Here is a 21,138-nt window from a genome sequence, read left to right as displayed (position 1 = left end):
ATGACCGACGTTCGACTCGCCGCCGGCGACCTCGCGCCCGACTTCACGCTCCCCGACCAGGACGGCTCGCCCGTCACGCTCTCCTCGTTGCGCGGGCGGAAGGTCGTGCTCTACTTCTACCCCGCCGCGATGACGCCCGGCTGCACGACCGAGGCGTGCGACTTCCGCGACCACCTGAACTCGTTCGCGGGCGCCGGCGTGCGCGTCGTAGGGGTCTCGAAGGACGAGGTGTCAAAGCTCAAGGAGTTCGCCGATCGCGACGGCCTGAACTTCCCGCTGCTCTCCGACACCGACCTCGCGGTGCAGCAGGCCTACGGCGCCTGGGGCGAGAAGCAGCTCTACGGCAAGACCGTGACGGGCTCCATCCGCTCGACCTTCGTCATCGACGAGGAGGGTCGCATCGAGAAGCCCATGTACAACGTCAAGGCGACCGGGCACGTCGCCCGGATCCGCCGGGAACTCGGGATCGACGGCTGAGCCGTCCCGTCATCCGCTCGGGTCGGGCGGTCGTCGTCATGCGGCGGCCGCCCGTCGCCGTCTCCGTCGATCAGCCGGCCGGCGCGTCCTCCGGCCGTGCGTAGAGCTCCCGGACCGGCGGCCACAGCAGCAGGCCGATCACCGTGATCGCCGGGACGAGGAGCAGCCAGCCGACGTCGGGTCGCGCGAACAGGCCCTGGAACGCCCCGACGGCGATCGAGACCTGCAGCACCTGCCAGACGATGGCGGCCGCACGCGACCAGGGGGCACGACGCGCGGATGCCACCGCCGACGCCGTGATCCAGGCGGCCGCGATCGCCACCACGACGACGAGCGCCACGGCCGTCGCGAACGACGACGGCTGCAGTACGAGCAGGTCGACGACGAGCCACACGAGCACCGCGACGAGCGCTCCGGCCTCCGCGAACAGCAGGGCGACGACGGTCACGAACGCGGCCCGAACGCCGCCCGGATTCACAGGCATCTCCCGAAGACCACTCTTGATTCGCTTCTCTCGCTATGCGACCATTTACAAGGCCGAATTGATGCTCACAGGGACGTGAGCCGATCGCTTCCCACGATCCTACTTCCCGAGATTCGGCTTTCCCCCTGCAGCACCGCCGGTTTCCGGCTGCGCACGCGTGCGTCCGCTGCGAACCGATGAAACAAGGAGCATCTCCATGGATTGGCGCGACAAAGCCGCCTGCCTCACCGCTGACCCGGAACTCTTCTTCCCCGTCGGCAACACCGGTCCGGCCGTCGACCAGATCGAGAAGGCCAAGGCGGTCTGCGCCCGATGCACCGTCACCGAGATCTGCCTCCAGTACGCCCTCGAGACCGGTCAGGACTCGGGCGTGTGGGGCGGTCTCAGCGAAGATGAGCGCCGCGCCCTGAAGCGCCGCGCCGCTCGCGCACGTCGCGCCGGCTGACCGGCGCGCGATCCGCGCGTCCCCGGTTCCGTCGCCCCCCGTTCCATCGGACGGAACCGAGCCCCGCACGGGCGCGCGACCTCCCCGCAGCACCCGGACCGGACGGCACCCGCGATCGAGCGGGTGCCGTCCGCATGTCCGCCGGCGGCCGGCCGTCGTGACGGCGTCGGGCCTTGTGCCGGCGTCAGGTCGTCGTTTCGGCGTCAGGCCTTCGTGATCCAGCGCAGCGGAACCTCGATCGTCACCTCGGTGCCGCTGCCGACGACCGTGTGCCAGTCGATGGTGCCGCCGAGCTCGCCCTGGATCAGGGTGCGGACGATCTGCGTGCCGAGGCCCTCACCGACCTTGCCCTCGGGCAGGCCCGAGCCGCTGTCGCGCACCTGGACCGTGAGCATCGTCTCGGACCGGTCCGCGATGACCTCGACGTCGCCCTCCTGACCGGCGAGACCGTGCTCGACGGCGTTGGTGACGAGCTCGGTGAGGGCGAGCGCGAGCGGTGTCGCGTACTCGCTGGGCAGCACGCCGAACGTGCCCGACTTCTTCGGATGCGCGGTCGTGTTGTGGGCCGCGGCCACCTCGGCGACGAGCAGCAGCGCCCGGTCGAAGACCTCGTCGAAGTCCACGTTCTGCGTGAGCCCCTCGGAGAGGGTGTCGTGCACCACGGCGATCGCGCCGACGCGACGCATCGCCTGGGTGAGGGCGTCGCGGGCTTCGTCGGAGTGGGTGCGGCGCGCCTGGATGCGCAGCAGCGAGGCCACGGTCTGCAGGTTGTTCTTCACCCGGTGGTGGATCTCGCGGATCGTCGCGTCCTTGGTGATGAGCTCCTGCTCCTGGTGGCGCAGCTCGGTCACGTCGCGGGTCAGGACGATCGCGCCGGTGCGCTCGCCGCGACGCCGGATCGGGATGGCGCGGAGCGACACCGTCACGCCGCGCGACTCCACGTCGGTGCGCCAGGGCGCACGGCCGGTCACCACGAGCGGGAGCGACTCGTCGACGTCGAGCTTGCCGCTGAGGAGCCTCGTCGCGACGTCGGCGAGCGACTGCCCCTCGAGCTCGTCGTCGAAGCCCATGCGGTTGAATGCCGAGAGCGCGTTGGGGCTCGCGAACGTCGTCACCCCGTCGACGTCGAGGCGGATCAGCCCGTCGGAGGCGCGCGGCGCCCCGCGGCGCGGGCCGGTCGGCGCGCCGAGGTCGGGGAAGTCGCCGGATGCGATCATCTGGAACAGCTCGCCGGCGCAGTCGTTGAAGGTGAGCTCCTGGCGACTCGGGGTGCGTGTCGAGCCCAGGTTGGTGTGCCGGGTGATCACGGCGACGGGCTCGGGCGCGAGCGCGGTGCCGGTCACCGAGAGGCGGCGCATGACCGGGACGGCGCGCACGCGCGTCGGCATCTCCTCGTACCAGTCGGGCGCCGAGGACTCCTGGATCTCGCGCGACCCGTACGCCTGCGAGACGAGGTCGCGCCACTCGGTCCGGATGCCCTGCCCGACGAAGTCGCGGTAGAACAGGGTCGCCGCACTCGACGGTCGCGAGTGGGCGACCGCGACGAACCCGTCGTCGCCCGAGGGCACCCACAGCACGATGTCGGCGAAGGCGAGGTCGGCGAGCAGTTGCAGGTCGCCGACGAGCATGTGCAGCCAGTCGACGTCGGCCTGGCTGCTGCGCCCCTGGGCGAGGACGAGGTCACTGAGGGTCGACACGGGTCAAGCGTACCCACCCGGACGGACCGCTCAGGCCGCGGCCGAGCTGCGGCGGAGCGCCGCGAACGCGCCGCGCCGGCGACGCGACTCGGTCGCCGGCGGGATCAATCGGTCGTCGACGTACGAGCGCAGCGCCGCCCGGAGAGGCGAGCGCGGTGCGGCGTCGCGCAGCGTGCGGGCCGTGAGGATCGCGGCATCCGTCGACCGGCCGTCGTGCGGGAGCAGCACCGCGTCGGCGAGACCGGCGAATCGGCGCAGCGTCTGCCGCACCTGCGCGTGGGCGTCGATGCCCAACGCGCTCGTGCGGACGCGGTTCACGACGACGTCGATGCGATCGGGGTCGACGTGCTCGACGAGCTCGGCGTGGCCCCGCAGCAGCCGGGACAGTCCGACGGGATCGGCGAGGCCGACCGCGACGACCCGGTCCGCGGCCGCGAGCGCCGTGAACGTCGCCGCGTTGCGTCGCGGCGCGAAGGGATCGCTCGTGAGCTCGTCGTCGCGTTCGAGGCTGAAGCCGGCGTCGACGACGACGAACTCGTACCGCGCGCGCATGACGCGCAGGGCCTCGGCGACGCGCTCGTGCGAGAGCTCGGGCCAGCGGCTCGGCCCCACGAGGCCGGTGAAGACGTCGAAGGACGCCCTGGGCGACGAGTACCGCTGCGCGATGCGCTCGAGCTCGACCCGGTCGAGCGCCCCCGACCCGGCGAGCCGGCAGGCCGACGCGAACCCGGGAGCCTCGTCGAGCAGCCCGAGCGCGGGGGCGATCGCCCCGCCGTAGGGGTCGGCGTCGACGAGCGCGACCAGGTGGCCGGCCGCGGCGAGCTCGGCGGCCAGGCCGACGGCCGTCGTCGTCCGGCCGGGCGCGCCGGCCGGGCCCCACACCGTCACCAGCCCCGGACCCGGCTGGCCCCGGCGCGGCGCGGCGGCCGCCTCGCCCTCGTCGCCGAGGCGGGACGGCACGGCCGGCCCGCCGACGAGGAGGGCCTCGAGCTCGGCCGGATCGGCCTCGGCGTCGAGGACCTCGTGCAGGCCGATGCGGTTGGCCTCGGCCCGCTCGCGGTCCGAGGCGGCCAATGCGATGATCCGGATGCCACGCCGGTCGCAGGCGGCGAGCAGTTCGGCGTCGAACGTGGCCGGGCCGGCGCCGACCACGACGACCTCGGGGCCGAGCACGTCGAGGCAGTCGATGACGTCGCGCCGCCCGACCACCCGGGCGACGATGACGTGGCCCGCCTCCACGAGGTCCGCGAGGATGCGGTCCTCGACGGACGGCTCCAGCGCGAGGGCGAGGCGCGCCATCAGCCGGCGCCCGCGCCGGAGGCGGGGACGAGGTCGATCGCATCGCCCGAGGCGAGCGCCTCGAGCACGGCGGCGGTCTTCGCGCGAGGGACGAGCAGTTCGACGCTGGGGCCGTCGGCGACCATGCCCTCGGACTCCAGGACCGCCGCGACCTCGGCGCCGGACACGAGCACCGCCGGCGGCTCGTACCGGCCTCGCTCGAGTTCGCCCGCGGCCCAGACGTCCACGATCGCTCCGGGTGCGATGCCCCGTGCGAGCGGGCCGCGGCTGGGGACGACCACGGTGGCGACCTCGGCAGCGCCGGCGTCGCCCACGGAGGCCGCGGGAACGAGCTCGCCGCCACGGACCGTCCGCGTGACGACCACGCCGCCCTCGGGCACGTCGCCGGGCGCGAGGTAGCCGTCGGCGAGCGCCCCGAGTCGCACCGACTCGACCCTGAGGTCGGCGAGCGTCAGTCGGGAGCCGACCGTGACGGTCGCCGGTGCGACGAGGACCTCGGTGGTGTCGTCGAGCGCCTCCACGACGGCCCAGACCCCGATCGTCGAGGCGCCGACGAGGACGAGCCCCAGCAGCAGTCGGGGGTCCATCCGCCGCCGCTCGCGGCCGGGTCGCGTCGGACGTTCCGGCATCGGTCATCCTTCCCGGCCGCACCGGGCGGGCGACCGGCATCCATCGTCGCCCGAGTCCGAGAGGACGCCGTGAAGTTATCCACACGGGACCCGGTCCGTGCGCCGCGCGCCGATACTTGAGGCATGGTCCACCACGCTGCCGGAGAACCGCTCGGCCGCTTCCTCACCATCGCCGATGCGGCGGAGGTGCTCGCGGTCGACGTCGAGACCGTGCACGAGCTGGTGATGTCCGGCGAGCTGCCGGCGATCCGGGTCGGCGACCGCGGCCCGTGGCGGGTCGAACGCGCCCAGCTCGAGGTGTTCATCGACGTGCGCTACGAGTCGACGCGGCGCGAGGTGGCCTTCAACGAGGGCGAGTTCGCCAACGTCATCGAGTTCTCCGGCGCACGCGCCGGCGGGCTGCGCCCCGTCGACTGAGCCGATCAGGCCGTGGTGACGAGCACGATGCGGTCGAGCGGCACCAGGCGGTAGCCTCGCACCTCGCGTTCGCGGCGCGGCGCGCCCGACTCGTGCAGGGCGAGGTCGAGGTGATCCGCGGCGACCCGGTCGATGGTGCCGTGGCACCGACCGTCGAGCGTTCGCAGCTCGACGGCCGTCCGCCGGCGGCCGAGGTCGCGCAGGGCGAAGGCGAGGCCGATCCGCTCGACGAGACCGGCCGGCGCGGGCCGCGGAGCGAGGCTCGCCTCGAGTTGCCCACGACTCGCGGCGACCGCGGCGATCGCCGCGATCGGGACGACGCACTGGGCGTTGGACGGCGTCGACGGGACGCCTCCGATCCAATCGCGCCCGAACGCCGTCGGACGCAGCTGCAGTGACGAGCCGTCGACGAGCTCCACGCGCACGGTTCCGCCCTCGGCCGCCGCCATCGCGGCGATCCGGTCGCGCAGCTGCAGCCGACCGACGCGCGCGCGCTCCGACTCGACCGCGATCGCCCGCTCCTCCTCGCGACGGTCGTGGTCGAGCTGCGTCTCGAGGTCGTCGAAGAGTCGCTCCCACCGCATGCGGCGACGTTAGCCTCGACGGGCACGCGGCGACCGGGTTCTCCACAGGTCGCGATTTTCCTTGACACCCGCGACGCCGCGCCCCTAGCGTTCGATCTAGACCACCCGAGCACCCCCGAAGAGGGGGCACGTCGCGTCGGACCCCCGCCGATCGCCCCGCCCTACTGGAGCCGTCATGACCGCACGCCAGACCGGCGCGCCTCGCAGCGCCGCGATCCACGGGACGAGTGCCCGCCGACTCGACCTCGACGAGTACTTCGCCCGGCAGCGGGCCGGCCGGGACGAGCTCCCGGATCCCGAGCCCGTGCTGCGCCACCTCACGCACTGCGTGATCGAGGTCCTCGCCGGCGCGCGCGACCTCGAGCAGCTCGCCCGGTGGGTCACCGACGACGTGTACCGGAACCTGTCCAAGCGCGTCGTGCTCGCCGCCCGGGCCCGACGGGTGAAGGGCCTCGTCCCGCAACGGCCCGCGTTCTCCGTCGGCCGCGTCCACCTCAGCGAGCCCGCCGACGGCATCGTCGAGGCCGTCGTCATGGTGCACCAGCGCGCACGGTCGCGCGCGGTCGCCATCCGCCTCGAGGGACTCGACCAGCGCTGGCGGGCGAGCGTGATCAGCGTGCTGTGAGCCCGGCGGGCCTGCTCGGGCACGCGTCTCCCCGCTCCCCTGATCCCGCAGGGTGGACACGCCCTCCGGATCGCGGTCGCCCTCCCGGCTCGGCCGGGCCATCCAATAGGCTCGTGCGATGGAGCGCACCCCGCCCGGCGCCGAAACCGCATCGCGGCTCCTCGCCGCGGTGGCGTCCGTCGGCTTCGCCATCGAGGACGACGACGACCGTCGCATGGAGAAGTCCGTCCTGACCTTCACCGCCCTGTTCACCGCGATGGTCGTCACCCCGTGGGCGGTGTTCTACTACGCCCTCGGGCGTCCGGTCGCGGCGGCGATCCCGACCGTCTACGTGGCGTTCACCGTGATCGGGCTGCTGATCCTTCGGCGGACTCGGTCCGACCGGTGGCTGCGGAGCTCGCAGCTGACGATGTTCCTCGTGCTGCCGCCGCTCGCGCACATCGCGCTCGGCGGGTTCGTGCAGTCCAGCGCCGTCATCCTGTTCTCGCTCGCCGCGCCCGTCGGAGCCCTCTCCTTCACGCGGGTCGGCCGGCCGTGGGTCGTCTTCGCCGTGTTCACGGTCGCGGTCGCCGCCATGGTCCCGCTCGAACCGATCCTGCAGGCGGCGGTCCCCGCGCTCGATCCCGCCGTCGTCACGGTCTTCTTCGCCGTGAACATCGCCTCGATCTCGACCATCATGTACGTCGCCATGGCCTCCTACGTGCGCTCGCGGGACCGTCTCGCCGCGGCACTGGCCGAGGAGCGCGACCGGAGCGATCGGCTCCTCCGCAACGTGCTGCCCGACGCCATCGCCGACCGGCTCGCCGCCGGCGAGCGCCCCATCGCCGACCGGTACGACCGCGTCGGCGTCCTGTTCGCCGACATCGTGGAGTTCACGAGCCTGTCCGAGTCGGTGACGGCCGACGACCTCGTCCACGACCTCAACGGGCTGCTGCGCGAGTTCGATGCGCTCGCCGCCCGGCTCGGCGTGACCAAGGTCAAGACGATCGGCGACGCCTACCTCGCGATCAGCGGCGGTCCCTCCGGCGCGGTCGACCTGGCGGCCCTCGCCGACCTCGCCCTGGGGCTTCGCGGGATCGCGGCGGCGCACGCGATCGGCGGGCGGAGCGGCATCCGCCTGCGCATCGGCATCGACGTCGGACCGGTGGTCGCCGGGGTGATCGGCGACTCGCGGTTCCTGTGGGACGTCTACGGGGCCACCGTCAACACGGCGAGCCGCATGCAGTCCAGCGCACCGGTCGGCGCCGTGCAGGTCACCGATCGGGTCGTGGCCGGTCTCGGCGATGCGTTCGCGGTCACCGAGCGCGGCATCGTGGAGCTCAAGGGGCTCGGTGGGGTGCACACGTCCTTCCTCGAGGCGCGGCTCGCGAACGCCTGAGCGGAACGGCGAACGGCCCGGGAGGTCCCGGGCCGTTCGTGCATCGTGGGGCGTCAGCGCCCGCGGCGCTCCTGGGCGCGACGCTCCTGTCGGTTCATGGGGCCGGCGTCGCCCTCCTGCCGCTGGCCGAACGCACCGCGTGCGGCCGGCGCCTGCGGCTGCTGCCCGCCCGACTGCTGCTGGGCCACCGCCCGCCGTGCCCGCTGGGTCGCCGCCTGCTGCAGCTGCCCGCGCTGGTTGCGGACCTCGACGCCGCCCGAGTCGCTCGGCGCGGTGTAGCTGAGCTTCTCGGCGGGCGCGGTCGGCCGCTGGAGCCCCTTGGCCTCGATGCGCGGACCGGCGACGCCCTCCTGCGGGGCGACCTCGACCTCGAGGTTGAACAGGAAGCCCACGGTCTCCTCGCGGATGGAGCCCATCATCTGCTGGAACATCGCGTAGCCCTCGCGCTGGTACTCGACCAGCGGGTCGCGCTGCGCCATCGCCCGCAGGCCGATGCCGTCCTTCAGGTAGTCCATCTCGTACAGGTGGTCGCGCCAGCGGCGGTCGATGACCGAGAGCACCACGCGCCGCTCGAGTTCGCGCATCGCGGGGCTGCCGAGCTGCTGCTCGCGTCGCTCGTAGGCGAGCTTGGCGTCGGAGAGGATCTCGCGCCGGACGAAGTCGCGGTTCACGCGGCCCTTCTCGCCGGCCTCGGCGACGACCTCGTCGATCGTGATCCCGATCGGGTAGAGCGTCTTGAGCTCGGTCCAGAGGGCGTCGAAGTCCCACTCGTCCGGGCTGCCCGCCGCCGTGTGCTCGTCGAGCACCTCGTCGATCACCTGCTCGAGGAACACCTGCACGCGATCGTGGAGGTCGTCGCCCTCGAGGATGTGCCGGCGGTCGGAGTAGATCGCCTCACGCTGACGGTTCAGGACGTCGTCGTACTTCAGGACGTTCTTGCGGATCTCGGCGTTCCGGGCCTCGACCTGCGACTGCGCCGAGCGGATGGCACGCGTGACGACCTTCGACTCGATCGCGACGTCGTCGGGCACGCCGCGCGACATCAGGCTCTCGGCCGCGCCGGCGTTGAAGAGGCGCATGAGGTCGTCGGTGAGCGAGAGGTAGAAGCGGCTCTCGCCGGGATCGCCCTGACGGCCGGAGCGCCCGCGCAGCTGGTTGTCGATGCGCCGCGACTCGTGCCGCTCGGTGCCGAGCACGTAGAGGCCGCCCGCGGCGAGCACCTTCTCGCCTTCCTTGGCGGTCTCGGCCTTGGTCTGGTCGAAGACGGCGTCCCACGCCGCCTCGTACTCGTCGGGGGTGTCGACGGGGCTGAGACCCCGCTCGTGCATCCGCTGTACGGCGAGGAACTCGGCGTTGCCGCCCAGCATGATGTCGGTTCCGCGGCCGGCCATGTTGGTCGCGACGGTCACGGCGCCGTACCGCCCGGCCTGGGCCACGATCGCGGCCTCGCGGGCGTGGTTCTTCGCGTTCAGGACCTCGTGCCGCACGCCCTTCTTGGCGAGCAGCCGCGACAGGTACTCGCTCTTCTCGACGCTCGTCGTGCCGACGAGGACCGGCTGGCCCTTCTTGTGCCGCTCGACGATGTCCTCCACGACCTGGGCGAACTTCGACTCCTCGTTCTTGTAGACGAGGTCGGGCTGGTCGATGCGGACCATCGGCTTGTTCGTCGGGATGGGAACGACCCCGAGCTTGTAGGTCGACATGAACTCGGCCGCCTCGGTCTCGGCGGTACCGGTCATGCCCGACAGCTTGTCGTAGAGGCGGAAGTAGTTCTGCAGCGTGACGGTCGCGAGGGTCTGGTTCTCGGCCTTGACCTGCACGCCCTCCTTCGCCTCGATCGCCTGGTGGATGCCCTCGTTGTAGCGGCGGCCGACCAGGATGCGGCCGGTGTGCTCGTCGACGATGAGCACCTCGCCGTTCATCACGACGTAGTCCTTGTCCTTCTTGAACAGCGCCTTCGCCTTGATCGAGTTGTTCAGGAAGGAGATGAGCGGCGTGTTCGCCGACTCGTAGAGGTTGTCGATGCCGAGGTAGTCCTCGACCTTCTCGATGCCCGGCTCGAGCACGCCGACCGTGCGCTTCTTCTCGTCGACCTCGTAGTCGTCGCCGGGGACGAGTCGCTTGGCGAGGTTCGCGAACTCGGTGAACCAGCGGTTCGCCTCGCCCGACGAGGGGCCGGAGATGATGAGCGGGGTGCGCGCCTCGTCGATGAGGATCGAGTCGACCTCGTCGACGATCGCGAAGTAGTGGCCGCGCTGGACCATGTCGGCCGCCTGCCACGCCATGTTGTCGCGCAGGTAGTCGAAGCCGAACTCGTTGTTCGTGCCGTAGGTGATGTCGGCCGCGTACTGCTCGCGCCGCACGGCCGGCGTCTGGCCGGCCACGATGCATCCGGTCGTCATGCCGAGGGCGCGGAAGACGCGACCCATCAGCTCGGACTGGTAGCTCGCGAGGAAGTCGTTGACCGTGACGATGTGGACGCCGCGGCTCGTGAGGGCGTTGAGGTAGGCGGCCGTCGTGGCGACGAGCGTCTTGCCCTCACCGGTCTTCATCTCGGCGATGTTGCCGAGGTGCAGGGCGGCGCCGCCCATGAGCTGCACGTCGAAGTGCCGCAGGCCGAGGGTGCGACGGCTCGCCTCGCGGACCGCGGCGAACGCCTCGGGCAGCAGGTCGTCGAGCGACTCGCCGTTGCCGTAGCGCTCGCGCAGCTCCACGGTCTCGTGCTTGAGCTCCTCGTCGCTGAGGGCCCGGAAGTCGTCTTCGAGGGCGTTGATCGCGGCGGCGTAGTTCTCGAGCCGCTTGAGCGTGCGACCCTCGCCGACGCGGAGGACCTTTTCCAGAATCGAAGCCACGAACTGCTCTCCAGTGTTGTCGTTCAGGCGTGCGACGTCGGGGTGGGGCACCCGCGCACGCCGGAGGATCCGCCTTGCAGACGGTCATCATAGCCATGCTACTGGGCAGCGGACTGGGCGACCGCCCCGGCCGGACGCGGCGTGCGCCGGCCGGGGCCGTCGGAGCAGGAGCGGATGGCGCTCAGGCGCTGGTGCGCGCCAGTCCGAGCGCCTCCGCGGCCTCGGCCTGGTCGGCCTGCGCGTGCTCGTCGAGCGAGATCACGCCGTAGTCCCAGCCCTTGCGGCAGTAGACGACGCTCGGCCGGTGCGTCTCGGAGTCGATGAAGAGGTAGAAGTCGTGGCCGACGAGCTCCATGTGGTACAGCGCGTCGTCGACGGTCATGGGCGTCGCCGCGAAGACCTTGCGGCGGATCACCACGGGCGAGTAGTCCTCGTCCTCCTCGGCCGCGGGCTCCTCGCCCACGATCGGGATGTTGCCGGTGCGGACCTTCTCGAGGATCTCGACGTCAGCGGCCTGCACGCCCGTGCCGGCGAAGCCCACGTCGGTCGCCTCGCGGAGCGAGGTGGGTCGGCGACTGCCCCGGTGCACCTTGCGTCGGTCCTTGGCGCGGCGGATGCGCTCGAGGAGCCGCCCGAGCGCGACGTCGAACGCCGCGTACTTGTCGGCCCCGTCGGCCTCGGCGCGGACCACCGGGCCCTTGCCGACGAGGGTGAGCTCGACCCGGTCGAGGCCGGAGTTGTTCCCGTTCTTCTCGTTGTGACGGCTGACCTTGATGTCGAGCGAAATGGCTCGGTCGGACAGGTTCGCGACCTTCTCGGCCTTCTCGGCCACGTAGGCGCGGAATCGATCGGTCACTTCCAGGTTTCGTCCGACGATGTTCAGTTCCATGTCAACCTCCATCCACCGGCGTGTCACCCGGTTCTGAAGGGGTGGTTCGACCACGCCTGTCCTGACACCGTAGCCCCCGAGGTGACGGATGTCACGGGTCGATCGTCATGCGTCCGGATCTGCTCGGCCGATTCGCAGGCGGGTGTGGGCGAGCACCGCGATCGCATCCACCGAGCCCCCGGCATCGCGGATGGCGCGGACCGCGTCGGCGAGCGTCGACCCCGTCGTCACGACGTCGTCGACGAGCACGAAGCGGCGGCCGTCGAGGCGATCCCGAGCCGAGAACGACCCCCTGGAGTTGACGCGGCGCGCTTCGCGCCCGAGGGCGGCCTGGTCGGTGCGGGCATGCGCGCGGAGCACCTCGGCGGTCGCGAATCCGGCCCGCCGCACGAGCAGGCCGACCGGTCGGTATCCACGCGCCCGGTGCGCCGCCGCGGTCGACGGCACGACGGCCACCTCGCGCGGTTCCGGCCCGACGAGGCCCGCCGCGGCGCGAGCGAGGGCGAGCCGCAGGGCCGGCCCGAGGACGCGTGCGACATCCGTGCGCCCCTCGTCCTTGAAGGCCCGGATGACGCGGGCCGCCGTTCCCGCGTACTCCAGCGCCGCCCACGCGGCGATGCCGGCCCCGGGTCGATCGACCCGGACCGGACGCACCTCGAGCTCGGCGCGGCATCCGTCGCAGAGTCCCCGGTCGGGCCGACCGCAGCCGGCGCAGTCGACCGGGAGCAGCAGCGCGAGGGCGTCGAGCACGGCCGCGCGGACCCCGCCGGACGGTGATGCCGGGTACGTCACCACCGCAGGATGCCGCCGGACGACCCGGCCCTCCCGTCGCCTGCCCGGCGATGCGGCGGCGACCGGCCGACGCCCGTCCGTGGAGGACGGGACGAGGCGACGTCAGTCCGTCTGCTGCGTGGCGAGGAAGCGGAGGTCGCGCGCCTGCACCTGCCATCCGACGCCCGCACCCGTGGCGAGGTCGCCCTCCGACGTGAGGATGCGGAGGTCGCGCAGGCTGTTCGCGCCGTCGACCTGGATGCCCGCCTCGGGTCCGTCGCGGGACTCGGCGGGCGTGCCGAGCTCCTGCACGGTGAGCCTCGTCTCCCCCGGCGCGGTCTGCGTCAGCGTGCCGACCGTGCGGGAATCGAGCCACGCGACGTCCAGCGGCGTGCCGCCGGATGCGGCGAGCTCGAGGGTCACCGGTCCGAGCTCGATCGGCGTGCCGTCGTCGGCGCGGACGACCGACGCCGCCACGAGGCGCGTCCGCGTGCCGTCGACGAGCAGGGCCGCCATGCGCGTGCCGTCGCGGCTGAGCTGGAGCGAGACGATCCGGTCCGCATTCCACGGCACCGGGATCTGCCCGCTGACGTCCGCCGTCGACCAGGCGAGTTCGTCCGGCGCATCCGCCGGCACGGTCCAGACCACGCCGTCGATGTCGAGCGCGGGCGTGATGAGCCCGTCGCGCGGGTCGAGCAGCACGGGGTCGGCGCCCTCCTGCACGAGGTGCACGCCGTCCTCGGCCAGCACGGCGGCCGAGGTCGCTCCCGACCCGAGCGCGGCGCCGAGCGGCCCGAGGGCGACGACCTGCTCGGAGACGCCGTCGATGGGCGTCACCTGCTCCCCCGTGGAGGAGAGGTAGCCGAAGCCCTCCCCGTCGTAGACGACGGGGCGCGGGTCGACCCGGAGCGTGCGCTCGGGCAGGTCGGTGGTCTCCGGTGCGCTGAGCGGGACGCCGTTCAGCGTGAGCGAGACGTCGTCGACGTTCCGGACGCCGGCCAGGCTCTGCTCGAGCTGGTACTGCATCAGCTGGATGGTCCGCACGTTCTCGAACGCCGCACCCGCGAGGTCCACGGTCGCCGTCCCGCCCGTCACGGGCACCGTGGACTGCGCGAGCTCGACGTCCTCCGGGAACGCCGAGGTCACGCCGGGACCGAGCCACTCGACCGGGCCGGCGAGCAGGGCGCGCACGATGCTGGTCTGGAGCGAATCGCGCCCCGCGAACCAGCGCACGTCGGGCACGACGTATCGGAGCCGGGGATCGAAGAAGGCGAGGGTGTAGTCGCGGTAGACCAGGCCGAAACTGGTCTCGTCGATGAGCACGCCGGGCGGGGCGAGCGCGATGCGCCACTGGCCGCCGATCTGCTCGAAGCGGTACTCGAGCTGCACGGGCTCGGTGGATCCGGCGGCGATGAGGTGGCCGTTCTCGGCGAGGCTCGCCTGCGGCACGACGCGCATGCGGATCAGGTCGTCGCCGAGCTGCGTGAACGACCGGTCAGCGAGGACGTCGATCGACACCGCGGAGTCCGATTCCCACTCGTCGGCGAACGTCGGCGTCAGGAACTGGCGGGCGATCTCGTAGTTGCCGCTCGGGCTCGCGGCGGCGTCGATGAAGCCCTCGAGGATCTGCTGCTGCGTGGCGTCCTCGCGCGGACCGCGAGGGAGGATGTCGACGTCGACCGCCTGCTCGGTCGCCTCCGGGTCGCCCTGGTTCACGGCCCCGCTCGTCGGGATGGACGCGCACCCGGCGAGCGCGGCCGCGATCGTCGCGGCGGCGAGCGCGAGTCGCGCGAGGCGAGTGCGGGCGCTACGGCGTGGCATCGCTGGCCTCCTGGATGAGGGATCCCGCGCCGGAGCGCGGGGCGGCGGAGTCGGGGCGAGCGGGGTCCGTGCCCGCCTGCGCGGCGATCGCGAGGTCGGGACCGGTCGGGTCCGGTCCGGTCGCATCGGGATCGGCCGGTTCGAGCGGCAGCGGCGGGACGACCTCGACCGATCCGCTGCGGACGCGGGGCAGCACGAGCCGGAACACCGTGCCGCGGCCCTCGCGCGACCACACGTCGAGCGTGCCGCCGTGCGCCACCGCGTCCTCGAGGGAGATCGCGAGGCCGAGGCCCGTGCCGCCGATCGTCCGGCGACGGCTGGGGTCGGCGCGCCAGAACCGGTCGAACACGCGCTGGGCCGCCTCGTCCGGCATCCCGAGACCGTAGTCGCGGACCGAGAGCGCGACCGCGGTGGCGTTCGAGTCGACCGAGACGACGATGGGCCGCCCTTCGCCGTGCTCGATCGCGTTCCCGATGAGGTTGCGCACGATGCGACGGATGCGACGGGGGTCCACCTCCGCGTCGAGGTGGCCTCCCGGCGCCTCGAGCCGGAGCTCGCTGCCGCGCTCGAGCGCGAGGGAGTGCATCGACTCGATGGACTCCCCGGCGAGGTTCACGAGGTTCGTCGGCTCGGTCTCGAGCTCGACCGACCCGGCGTCGTACCGGCTGATCTCGAGGAGGTCCGCGAGCAGCGTCTCGAATCGCTCCGTCTGGGTCTTCAGCAGCTCGGCGGTCCGCGCGGTCGCGGGCGGGAACTCGTCGCGTTGCGCGTAGAGCACCTCGCCCGCGAGCCGGATGGTCGTGAGCGGCGTGCGCAGCTCGTGCGAGACGTCGCTGACGAACCGCTGCTGCATCACGGAGAGTTCTGCCAGCTCCCGGATCCGGGCCTGGAGCGTGTCGGCCATGCCGTTGAAGGACTCGGCGAGCGCCGCGAGTTCGTCCTCGCCCTTCGCGGGCAGTCGTACCCCGAGGTCGCCCGCCGCGAGCCTGCGGCTCGTCGCGGAGGCCGCCTGGATGGGTTCGATCACCCAGCGCACCACGACGAGCGTGATCGCGCTGAGCAGGGCGATCAGCGCGACCGCGCCGATCGCGCCCGTGAGCTGCACGAAGGCGAGGGTCTGCGCCGCGTCGGCGAGCTCGTAGCCGACGTAGAGCTCGTACCGTCCGGCTCCCCCCGGCATCAGGAGGTCGGTGCCCACCACGATGCCCGGGACGGGCTCGCCGTCCCGGTCGGCGAGCTCGACCGACTGCCAGTACTGCGTCTCCGGGTTCTCCTGCACGAGTTCACGCAGCTCGGGCGAGATCTTCCCGCCCAGGTCCGGGCTGAGGAAGTCGGACGGTGCGATCGCCACGGGTGTCGTCCCGGGCGCCCGGAAGAGGGCGATGTCGTCGCTGCCGGAGACGCCGATCACCGTCTCGATCGCCGAGTACGTGACGGCCTGCACGGTGGCACGGTCGACGGCGTCCGAGGCGTCGAGGATGCCCTGCGCGGCCGCGGCGGCCGTCGACGACGAGCCGAGGACGCGCTCGACCTGGGCCTGGAAGAGGTTCGAGGCGACTGTGAACGAGATCGTGAACCCGATGACGAGGATGGCGACGCTCGACAGTCCGACCGTGATGAGCACGGTGCGGAACTGGAGCGACCGTCGCCACAGCGTGCCGAAGCGCCGCGCCCGACCGCGGAACCAGCCGGCGGCTCGCTGCGCCGGACCCCCCGCGGTGGACATGGCGCGGCCCGCCCTAGGTCGTGGCGCCGGCGCGGTAGCCGACGCCGCGGACGGTCATCACGATCCGCGGGTTGTCGGGGTCGTGCTCGACCTTCGCGCGGAGGCGCTGCACGTGGACGTTCACGAGCCGGGTGTCGGCCTTGTAGTGATAGCCCCACACCTGTTCGAGCAGCATCTCGCGCGTGAAGACCTGCTGCGGCTTGGAGGCGAGCGTCAGGAGGAGGTCGAACTCGAGCGGGGTCAGGTTGATGCGCTGGTCGCCCCGGCGGACCTCGTGCCCGGCCGCATCGATCTCGAGGTCGCCGACCGAGATGGTGTCGACCGCCGACTCGGGCGCCGGGCGGAGCCGGGTCCGGATGCGGGCGACGAGTTCCTTCGGGTTGAAGGGCTTCACCATGTAGTCGTCGGCGCCCGACTCGAGGCCCTTCACGACGTCGGCGGTGTCGCTCTTCGCGGTCAGCATGATGATCGGGGTGCCGCTCTCGGCGCGGATGCGGCCGCAGACCTCGATGCCGTCCATGCCGGGAAGCATGAGGTCGAGGAGGACGAGGTCGGGCCGGGCGTCGCGGAACGCCGCCAGCGCGCCGCCGCCGTCCGCGCAGAACACCGGGTCGAACCCCTCGGTGCGCAGCACGATCCCGATCATCTCGGCGAGGGCGGTGTCGTCGTCGACGACGAGTACGCGAGGCGTCATGCGTTCGTTCTCCGTGGGTTCCGGCGGGCGCACCGGGCGGCAGTCCAGTGGCACCAGCGTAGCCGTTCACCGGCGCGAGTCGGCCGTGGGCGGCCTGTGGCAGCATGGGGGCATCCCCGCGGAAGGAGCACGACGCACGTGTCGGACCAGCAGTGGCATCCCCCCGCACCGCCGGCGAGCGCCGGATACGGCCCGCCTCCGCTCCCCCCGGGAGCCGCGGTGCCGCCCCCGCCGCCGGTGCCGCCGGCTCCGCCGCCCGGAGCGGGGTACGGCGCCCCCGGGCCCGGGGGCTGGACGCCGCCGCCGAAGCCGGGACTGCTGCCGCTCCGGCCGATGGGCTTCGGCACCCTGCTCTGGGCGCCCTTCCGCACCCTCCGCCGCAACCCCGCGCCGGTCTTCGGCACGGGCCTCGTCGTGCAGCTGGCCTCCGCCGTCGCGACCGCCGCGGTGTTCGTGCCCTTCCTCGTCCTCGCGATCGGGCGGATCGAGTCCGCGAGCGCCGAGGACCTCGACGCGGTCATGTCCGGCACGATCGGATGGCTCATCCTCCTGACCCTCGTGCCCATCGCCGTCGGCGTGGTCGCCGGGGCCTTCCTGCAGGGCGTCATGGTCGTCGAGGTCGCGAGCGGCACGCTCGGCGAGAAACTCGGGTTCGGGGCGCTCTGGCGCCGCGCGGCCGGGCGGATCGGCCCGCTCATCGGCTGGACCCTGCTCGTCGGCGTCGTGGTGCTCGGCGTCGTCGCGCTCATCGTCGGCATCGTCGTGGTCACCGCGCTCATCTCGCCCGACGCGTTCGCCGTGCTCGGCGTCGTGATCGTCGTGCTCCTGCTGCTGGCCGGGATCGCGGTGCTCGGGGCCTGGCTCGGCACGAAGCTGGCGCTCGTGCCGAGCGTCATCGTGCTCGAACGCGCCGGCATCGCCGGGTCGGTCCGCCGGTCCTGGCAGTTGACGACCGGGTACTTCTGGCGCACGTTCGGGCTCATCCTGCTCGTCGGGCTCATCGTCTCGACGATCGCGCAGACGGTCGTGCAGGTGCCCATGCTCGGCGGCACGATCCTGGCGTTCATCCTCGACCCGACCGCGGGGGCGACCTACGAGGCCGTCACCATCGGCACGACGGTCGTCGGCACGGTGCTGTCCATCCTCATCGGGGCGATCGTGGCCGTCGTGCAGGCCGCGCTCATCGCGGTCATCTACATCGACCTGCGCATGCGTTCGGAGGGACTCGACCTCGAGCTCGAGCGGCACGTCGAGGCACGGGAGGCCGGCGTGCCGGTGACCGATCCGTTCGGGCCGGCGCCGGCCGGTCCCGCGGCCCCGACGGGCGGCGCGGCCCCGACGTGGTCCTGACGTGACGGCGACGGCGCTGGCGCGGTTCGCGCCGCCGCTCGATCCCGACGCGCCCGAGGCGCGCCGGTGGGTCGTCGACGAGCTCGCGAAACCGGAGTACCGCGCGGCCGAGCCCACGCTCTTCGACCTCGCGGCGCAGGCCGTGCGCGACTGGATCGCGAGCCTCTTCAGCGGCGCGAGCGGGCTGCCGATGCCGACCCTCGCCCTCATCGCCGTGCTCGTCGTGGCGGGACTGGTCGCCCTCGGCCTCCTGGTGTTCGGCCTCCCGCGTCTCCGGCGCCGAGCTCCCGCGGCGGTCCCGCTGTTCGACGACGGCGACCTCCGTGACGCCGCCACCCTCCGCCGGGCCGCGGAGCGTGCGGCGGCATCCGGCGACTGGACGCTCGCGGTGGAGGAGCGGTTCCGCGCGCTCGTGCGGGCGCTCGTCGAGCGCGAGCTCGTGCGGGTGCACCCCGGGACGACCGCCCACGGCATGGCGCGCGCGGCATCCGACGCCTTCCCCGCGTCCGCCGTCGCACTCGAGCACGCGGCCGACGCCTTCGACGGCGTCCGCTACCTCGGGCGCACCGGCGATGCGGGCACGTATGCCGCGGTCGCCGCCCTGGACGCCGAACTCGAGGCGGCGCGGCCTCCCGCCGACGCGGCGGCCGCCGCGCGGACGGGCGCATGAGCGCCGCGCCCGACGCCGCGCCGTCGACGCGGACGCCGAGGCCGACGTCCGAGGCGTCGCCCGTCGTCCCCGCCGGCACGGCCGCCCGCGCGATCACGCCCGGCGTCCGAGGTGCGCTCCGCCGAGGCCGGACCTGGATCGTGATCGCCGTCGCGCTCCTCGCCGGCGCGCTCGTCCTCATCGTGCTGCAGGGCGCCGTCCGGGCGCCGGGTTCGCCGCTGGCGGCCGACAACCCCGCGCCGGTCGGCGCACAGGCGCTGGCCCGGGTGCTCGCCGACCGCGGCGTCGAGGTGCAGCAGGTGCGGAGCCTCGACGCCGCCCTGCACGCCGCCCGCGGCGGAGCGACGGTGTTCCTGCACGACGAGCTCGGCGTGCTCGATCGCGAGCGCCTCACGGAACTCGCGGCCACCGCCGAGCACCTCGTCGTCGCCCGCCCCGACTTCGGGACCCTCGAGGTCCTCGCGCCGGGCGTGCGGTTCGCCGGCGCCGCCGACGGCGCCCCGGGGCCGGCGTCCTGCGGGCTGGGTGCGGCGGAGCGCGCCGGCCGGCTCTCCGAGGGCCAGGCGCTGCTGACGATCGACGACGAGGCCGCCCGATCCGGCGTCACGGGCTGCTTCCCCTCCGGCGACGGATTCGCCGTGGTGTCGGGCGTCTCCCCCGACGGCGCCGAGTTCGTGCTCGTGGGCGCGGCCACGCCGTTCGCCAACGAGACGATCGACGAGGCCGGCAACGCGGCGCTCGCGGTCGGGCTGCTGGGCGCCCGCGACGAGGTCGCCTGGTACCTGCCGGGCCCCGCCGACGCGGATGCCGCCGACGCGCCGACCCTCGCCGAACTCACCCCGGGCTGGGTGAGCCCGGTGCTCGTGCTCCTGGTCGTGGTCACGATCGCCGCCGGCCTGCACCGGGGCAGGCGATTCGGCCCGCTCGTCGTCGAGGACCTCCCCGTCCACGTGCGGGCGGCCGAGACGGGCGAGGGCCGCGCCCGGCTGTACGCGCGCGGCTCCGCGCGCGTGCACTCCGTCGACCAACTGCGCATCGGCGCCGTCCGACGGCTCGCGGCGCTGCTGCGCCTGCCGCGGTCGAGCGAGGTCGACGCGGTCGTCGCGGCGGTCGCCGGCGTCACGGGGCGCTCCGCCGCATCCGTTCGCGCGCTGCTCGTCGACGACGAGCCTCGAGGCGACCGCGAGCTCGTCGCCCTCGCGCGGGACCTCGCCGAGCTCGAGCACGCCGTGCACGCCGCGATCCGGCCCGCCGCGGCATCCGACGCACCCGACCCGACCGGAGCCGTGACGAACGGCCCCGGGTCCGGGACGAACGCACCCGGCCCGGCCGGAACCGACCCGACAGGAAGGCGACCATGACCGATCCGATCCCCGACGACGCACAGCTGCGCGGCGCGCTCGACCGCGTCCGCACCGAGGTCGGCAAGGCCGTCGTCGGCCAGGACGGCGCCGTGACCGGCCTGATCATCGCGCTGCTCGCCGACGGGCACGTCCTCCTCGAGGGCGTTCCCGGCGTCGCCAAGACCCTGCTCGTGCGCACCCTCAGCCGCACGCTGCGGCTCGAGACGCGGCGCGTGCAGTTCACCCCCGACCTCATGCCGGGCGACGTGACGGGCTCGCTCGCCTACGACCCGCGGTCGGGCGAGTTCGCCTTCCGGGAGGGGCCGGTGTTCACGAACCTGCTGCTCGCCGACGAGATCAACCGGACGCCGCCGAAGACGCAGTCGGCGCTGCTCGAGGCCATGGAGGAGCGCCAGGTCTCGGCCGACGGCGTCACCCGCCCGCTGCCCGTGCCGTTCCTCGTCGCCGCGACGCAGAACCCGATCGAGTACGAGGGCACGTACGCGCTGCCCGAGGCGCAGCTCGACCGGTTCCTGCTGAAGCTCGTGCTCGACGTGCCCGAGCGGGACGCCGAGGTCGCGATGCTCCGGCGTCACGCCGACGGCTTCGATCCGCACGACCTCGCCGCCGCCGGCGTCGAGCCGGTGCTCGGCGCGGCCGACCTCGTCGCGGCCCGCGCCGCCGTCCGCCGCGTGGGCGTCGAGGACGACGTGCTCGCGTACGTCGTCGACCTCGCCCGGGCGACGCGCCGCAGCCCGTCCATGCGGCTCGGCGTGAGCCCCCGCGCCGTCGCCGGCCTCCTCGCCGCCGCCAAGGCGTGGGCCTGGCTGACCGGCGTGGAGAAGGTCACCCCCGATCACGTCCAGGCCATGCTCCTGCCCGCCTGGCGGCATCGCGTGCAGCTCCGGCCCGAGGCCGAGCTCGAGGGCGTCTCGGTCGACCAGGTGCTGCGGTCGATCGTGCAGCAGGTCCAGGTGCCGCTCTGAC

General features: G+C 73.1%; 20 protein-coding genes. 9 read left to right on the top strand and 11 right to left on the bottom strand.

Annotation, left to right across the window (positions count from 1 at the left end):
• The gene (bcp, locus tag ACQ393_RS06585; protein ID WP_430646028.1) at positions 1 to 477 is read left to right on the top strand and encodes a thioredoxin-dependent thiol peroxidase; all 477 of its coding nucleotides are present in this window, start codon (positions 1 to 3) and stop codon (positions 475 to 477) included.
• Between the two features lie 70 nt (positions 478 to 547).
• Here bcp and ACQ393_RS06580 read toward each other — a convergent pair whose 3' ends face one another.
• On the bottom strand, positions 548 to 961 hold the full coding sequence (locus tag ACQ393_RS06580; protein ID WP_430646027.1) for a hypothetical protein: 414 nt from the start codon (positions 959 to 961) through the stop codon (positions 548 to 550).
• 196 nt (positions 962 to 1,157) lie between these two features.
• Between ACQ393_RS06580 and ACQ393_RS06575 the strand changes: the two genes are divergently transcribed.
• Positions 1,158 to 1,406 (top strand): WhiB family transcriptional regulator, encoded by a 249-nt coding sequence (locus tag ACQ393_RS06575; protein ID WP_055859573.1) that lies wholly within the window; start codon positions 1,158 to 1,160, stop codon positions 1,404 to 1,406.
• Positions 1,407 to 1,609: 203 nt separating this feature from the next.
• Here ACQ393_RS06575 and ACQ393_RS06570 read toward each other — a convergent pair whose 3' ends face one another.
• From ACQ393_RS06570 to ACQ393_RS06560, 3 genes are read right to left on the bottom strand one after another with little or no spacing between them, the layout of a single operon-like run.
• On the bottom strand, positions 1,610 to 3,103 hold the full coding sequence (locus ACQ393_RS06570) for a sensor histidine kinase (protein WP_430646026.1): 1,494 nt from the start codon (positions 3,101 to 3,103) through the stop codon (positions 1,610 to 1,612).
• A gap of 30 nt (positions 3,104 to 3,133) precedes the next feature.
• Positions 3,134 to 4,402, bottom strand: coding sequence for an AAA family ATPase (locus ACQ393_RS06565; protein WP_430646025.1), 1,269 nt, complete (start codon positions 4,400 to 4,402; stop codon positions 3,134 to 3,136).
• Positions 4,402 to 5,031, bottom strand: a complete 630-nt coding sequence (locus ACQ393_RS06560; RefSeq protein WP_430646024.1) for a hypothetical protein — start codon at positions 5,029 to 5,031, stop codon at positions 4,402 to 4,404. Before ACQ393_RS06560 ends, ACQ393_RS06565 begins: the two co-directional genes overlap by 1 nt.
• A gap of 123 nt (positions 5,032 to 5,154) precedes the next feature.
• On the opposite strand from ACQ393_RS06560, the gene ACQ393_RS06555 reads away from it, so the two are divergent.
• Complete coding sequence (locus ACQ393_RS06555; RefSeq protein WP_430646023.1) at positions 5,155 to 5,448, top strand: helix-turn-helix domain-containing protein; 294 nt, start codon at positions 5,155 to 5,157, stop codon at positions 5,446 to 5,448.
• Positions 5,449 to 5,453: 5 nt separating this feature from the next.
• On the opposite strand, the gene ACQ393_RS06550 is transcribed toward ACQ393_RS06555, so the two are convergent.
• Positions 5,454 to 6,032 (bottom strand): hypothetical protein, encoded by a 579-nt coding sequence (locus tag ACQ393_RS06550; protein ID WP_430646022.1) that lies wholly within the window; start codon positions 6,030 to 6,032, stop codon positions 5,454 to 5,456.
• Positions 6,033 to 6,207: 175 nt separating this feature from the next.
• On the opposite strand from ACQ393_RS06550, the gene ACQ393_RS06545 reads away from it, so the two are divergent.
• Complete coding sequence (locus tag ACQ393_RS06545; protein WP_430646021.1) at positions 6,208 to 6,657, top strand: Rv3235 family protein; 450 nt, start codon at positions 6,208 to 6,210, stop codon at positions 6,655 to 6,657.
• Between the two features lie 118 nt (positions 6,658 to 6,775).
• On the top strand, positions 6,776 to 8,035 hold the full coding sequence (locus ACQ393_RS06540; RefSeq protein ID WP_430646020.1) for an adenylate/guanylate cyclase domain-containing protein: 1,260 nt from the start codon (positions 6,776 to 6,778) through the stop codon (positions 8,033 to 8,035).
• A gap of 53 nt (positions 8,036 to 8,088) precedes the next feature.
• Here ACQ393_RS06540 and secA read toward each other — a convergent pair whose 3' ends face one another.
• From secA to mtrA, 6 genes are all read right to left on the bottom strand, one after another.
• Positions 8,089 to 10,887 (bottom strand): preprotein translocase subunit SecA, encoded by a 2,799-nt coding sequence (gene secA, locus ACQ393_RS06535; RefSeq protein ID WP_430646019.1) that lies wholly within the window; start codon positions 10,885 to 10,887, stop codon positions 8,089 to 8,091.
• A 181-nt stretch (positions 10,888 to 11,068) separates the two neighbouring features.
• Positions 11,069 to 11,776: a ribosome hibernation-promoting factor, HPF/YfiA family gene (gene hpf / locus ACQ393_RS06530; protein ID WP_430646018.1), complete on the bottom strand. Its 708-nt coding sequence runs from the start codon at positions 11,774 to 11,776 to the stop codon at positions 11,069 to 11,071.
• 105 nt (positions 11,777 to 11,881) lie between these two features.
• Positions 11,882 to 12,568 carry a ComF family protein gene (locus ACQ393_RS06525; RefSeq protein WP_430646017.1) on the bottom strand — a complete coding sequence of 229 codons (687 nt, stop codon included), beginning with the start codon at positions 12,566 to 12,568 and terminating at the stop codon, positions 11,882 to 11,884.
• Positions 12,569 to 12,670: 102 nt separating this feature from the next.
• A complete protein-coding gene (locus tag ACQ393_RS06520) occupies positions 12,671 to 14,368 on the bottom strand; it encodes an LpqB family beta-propeller domain-containing protein (protein ID WP_430646016.1) in 1,698 nt (565 codons plus the stop codon).
• Entirely contained in the window at positions 14,355 to 16,094 is a 1,740-nt protein-coding gene (gene mtrB, locus ACQ393_RS06515) for an MtrAB system histidine kinase MtrB (RefSeq protein ID WP_430646015.1), read from the bottom strand. The genes ACQ393_RS06520 and mtrB overlap by 14 nt, the downstream gene beginning before the upstream one ends.
• Positions 16,095 to 16,107: 13 nt before the next feature.
• Positions 16,108 to 16,788 carry an MtrAB system response regulator MtrA gene (mtrA, locus tag ACQ393_RS06510; RefSeq protein ID WP_430646014.1) on the bottom strand — a complete coding sequence of 227 codons (681 nt, stop codon included), beginning with the start codon at positions 16,786 to 16,788 and terminating at the stop codon, positions 16,108 to 16,110.
• A gap of 333 nt (positions 16,789 to 17,121) precedes the next feature.
• Here mtrA and ACQ393_RS06505 point away from each other — a divergent pair, with 333 nt between their 5' ends.
• The 4 genes from ACQ393_RS06505 to ACQ393_RS06490 are packed head-to-tail and all read left to right on the top strand — an operon-like array spanning position 17,122 to position 21,137.
• Entirely contained in the window at positions 17,122 to 18,138 is a 1,017-nt protein-coding gene (locus tag ACQ393_RS06505) for a hypothetical protein (protein WP_430646013.1), read from the top strand.
• A 1-nt stretch (position 18,139) separates the two neighbouring features.
• Positions 18,140 to 18,808, top strand: a complete 669-nt coding sequence (locus tag ACQ393_RS06500) for a DUF4129 domain-containing protein (RefSeq protein WP_430646012.1) — start codon at positions 18,140 to 18,142, stop codon at positions 18,806 to 18,808.
• A complete protein-coding gene (locus tag ACQ393_RS06495) occupies positions 18,805 to 20,169 on the top strand; it encodes a DUF4350 domain-containing protein (RefSeq protein ID WP_430646011.1) in 1,365 nt (454 codons plus the stop codon). Before ACQ393_RS06500 ends, ACQ393_RS06495 begins: the two co-directional genes overlap by 4 nt.
• Positions 20,166 to 21,137 (top strand): AAA family ATPase, encoded by a 972-nt coding sequence (locus ACQ393_RS06490; RefSeq protein ID WP_430646010.1) that lies wholly within the window; start codon positions 20,166 to 20,168, stop codon positions 21,135 to 21,137. The genes ACQ393_RS06495 and ACQ393_RS06490 overlap by 4 nt, the downstream gene beginning before the upstream one ends.
• Position 21,138: the final 1 nt, after the last annotated feature.

The organism is Agromyces sp. GXS1127, from assembly GCF_050565425.1.
GTDB lineage: Bacteria > Actinomycetota > Actinomycetes > Actinomycetales > Microbacteriaceae > Agromyces.
The sequence above is the reverse complement of the archived record's forward strand: the minus strand, read 5'-3'. Positions and strand labels throughout refer to the sequence as shown.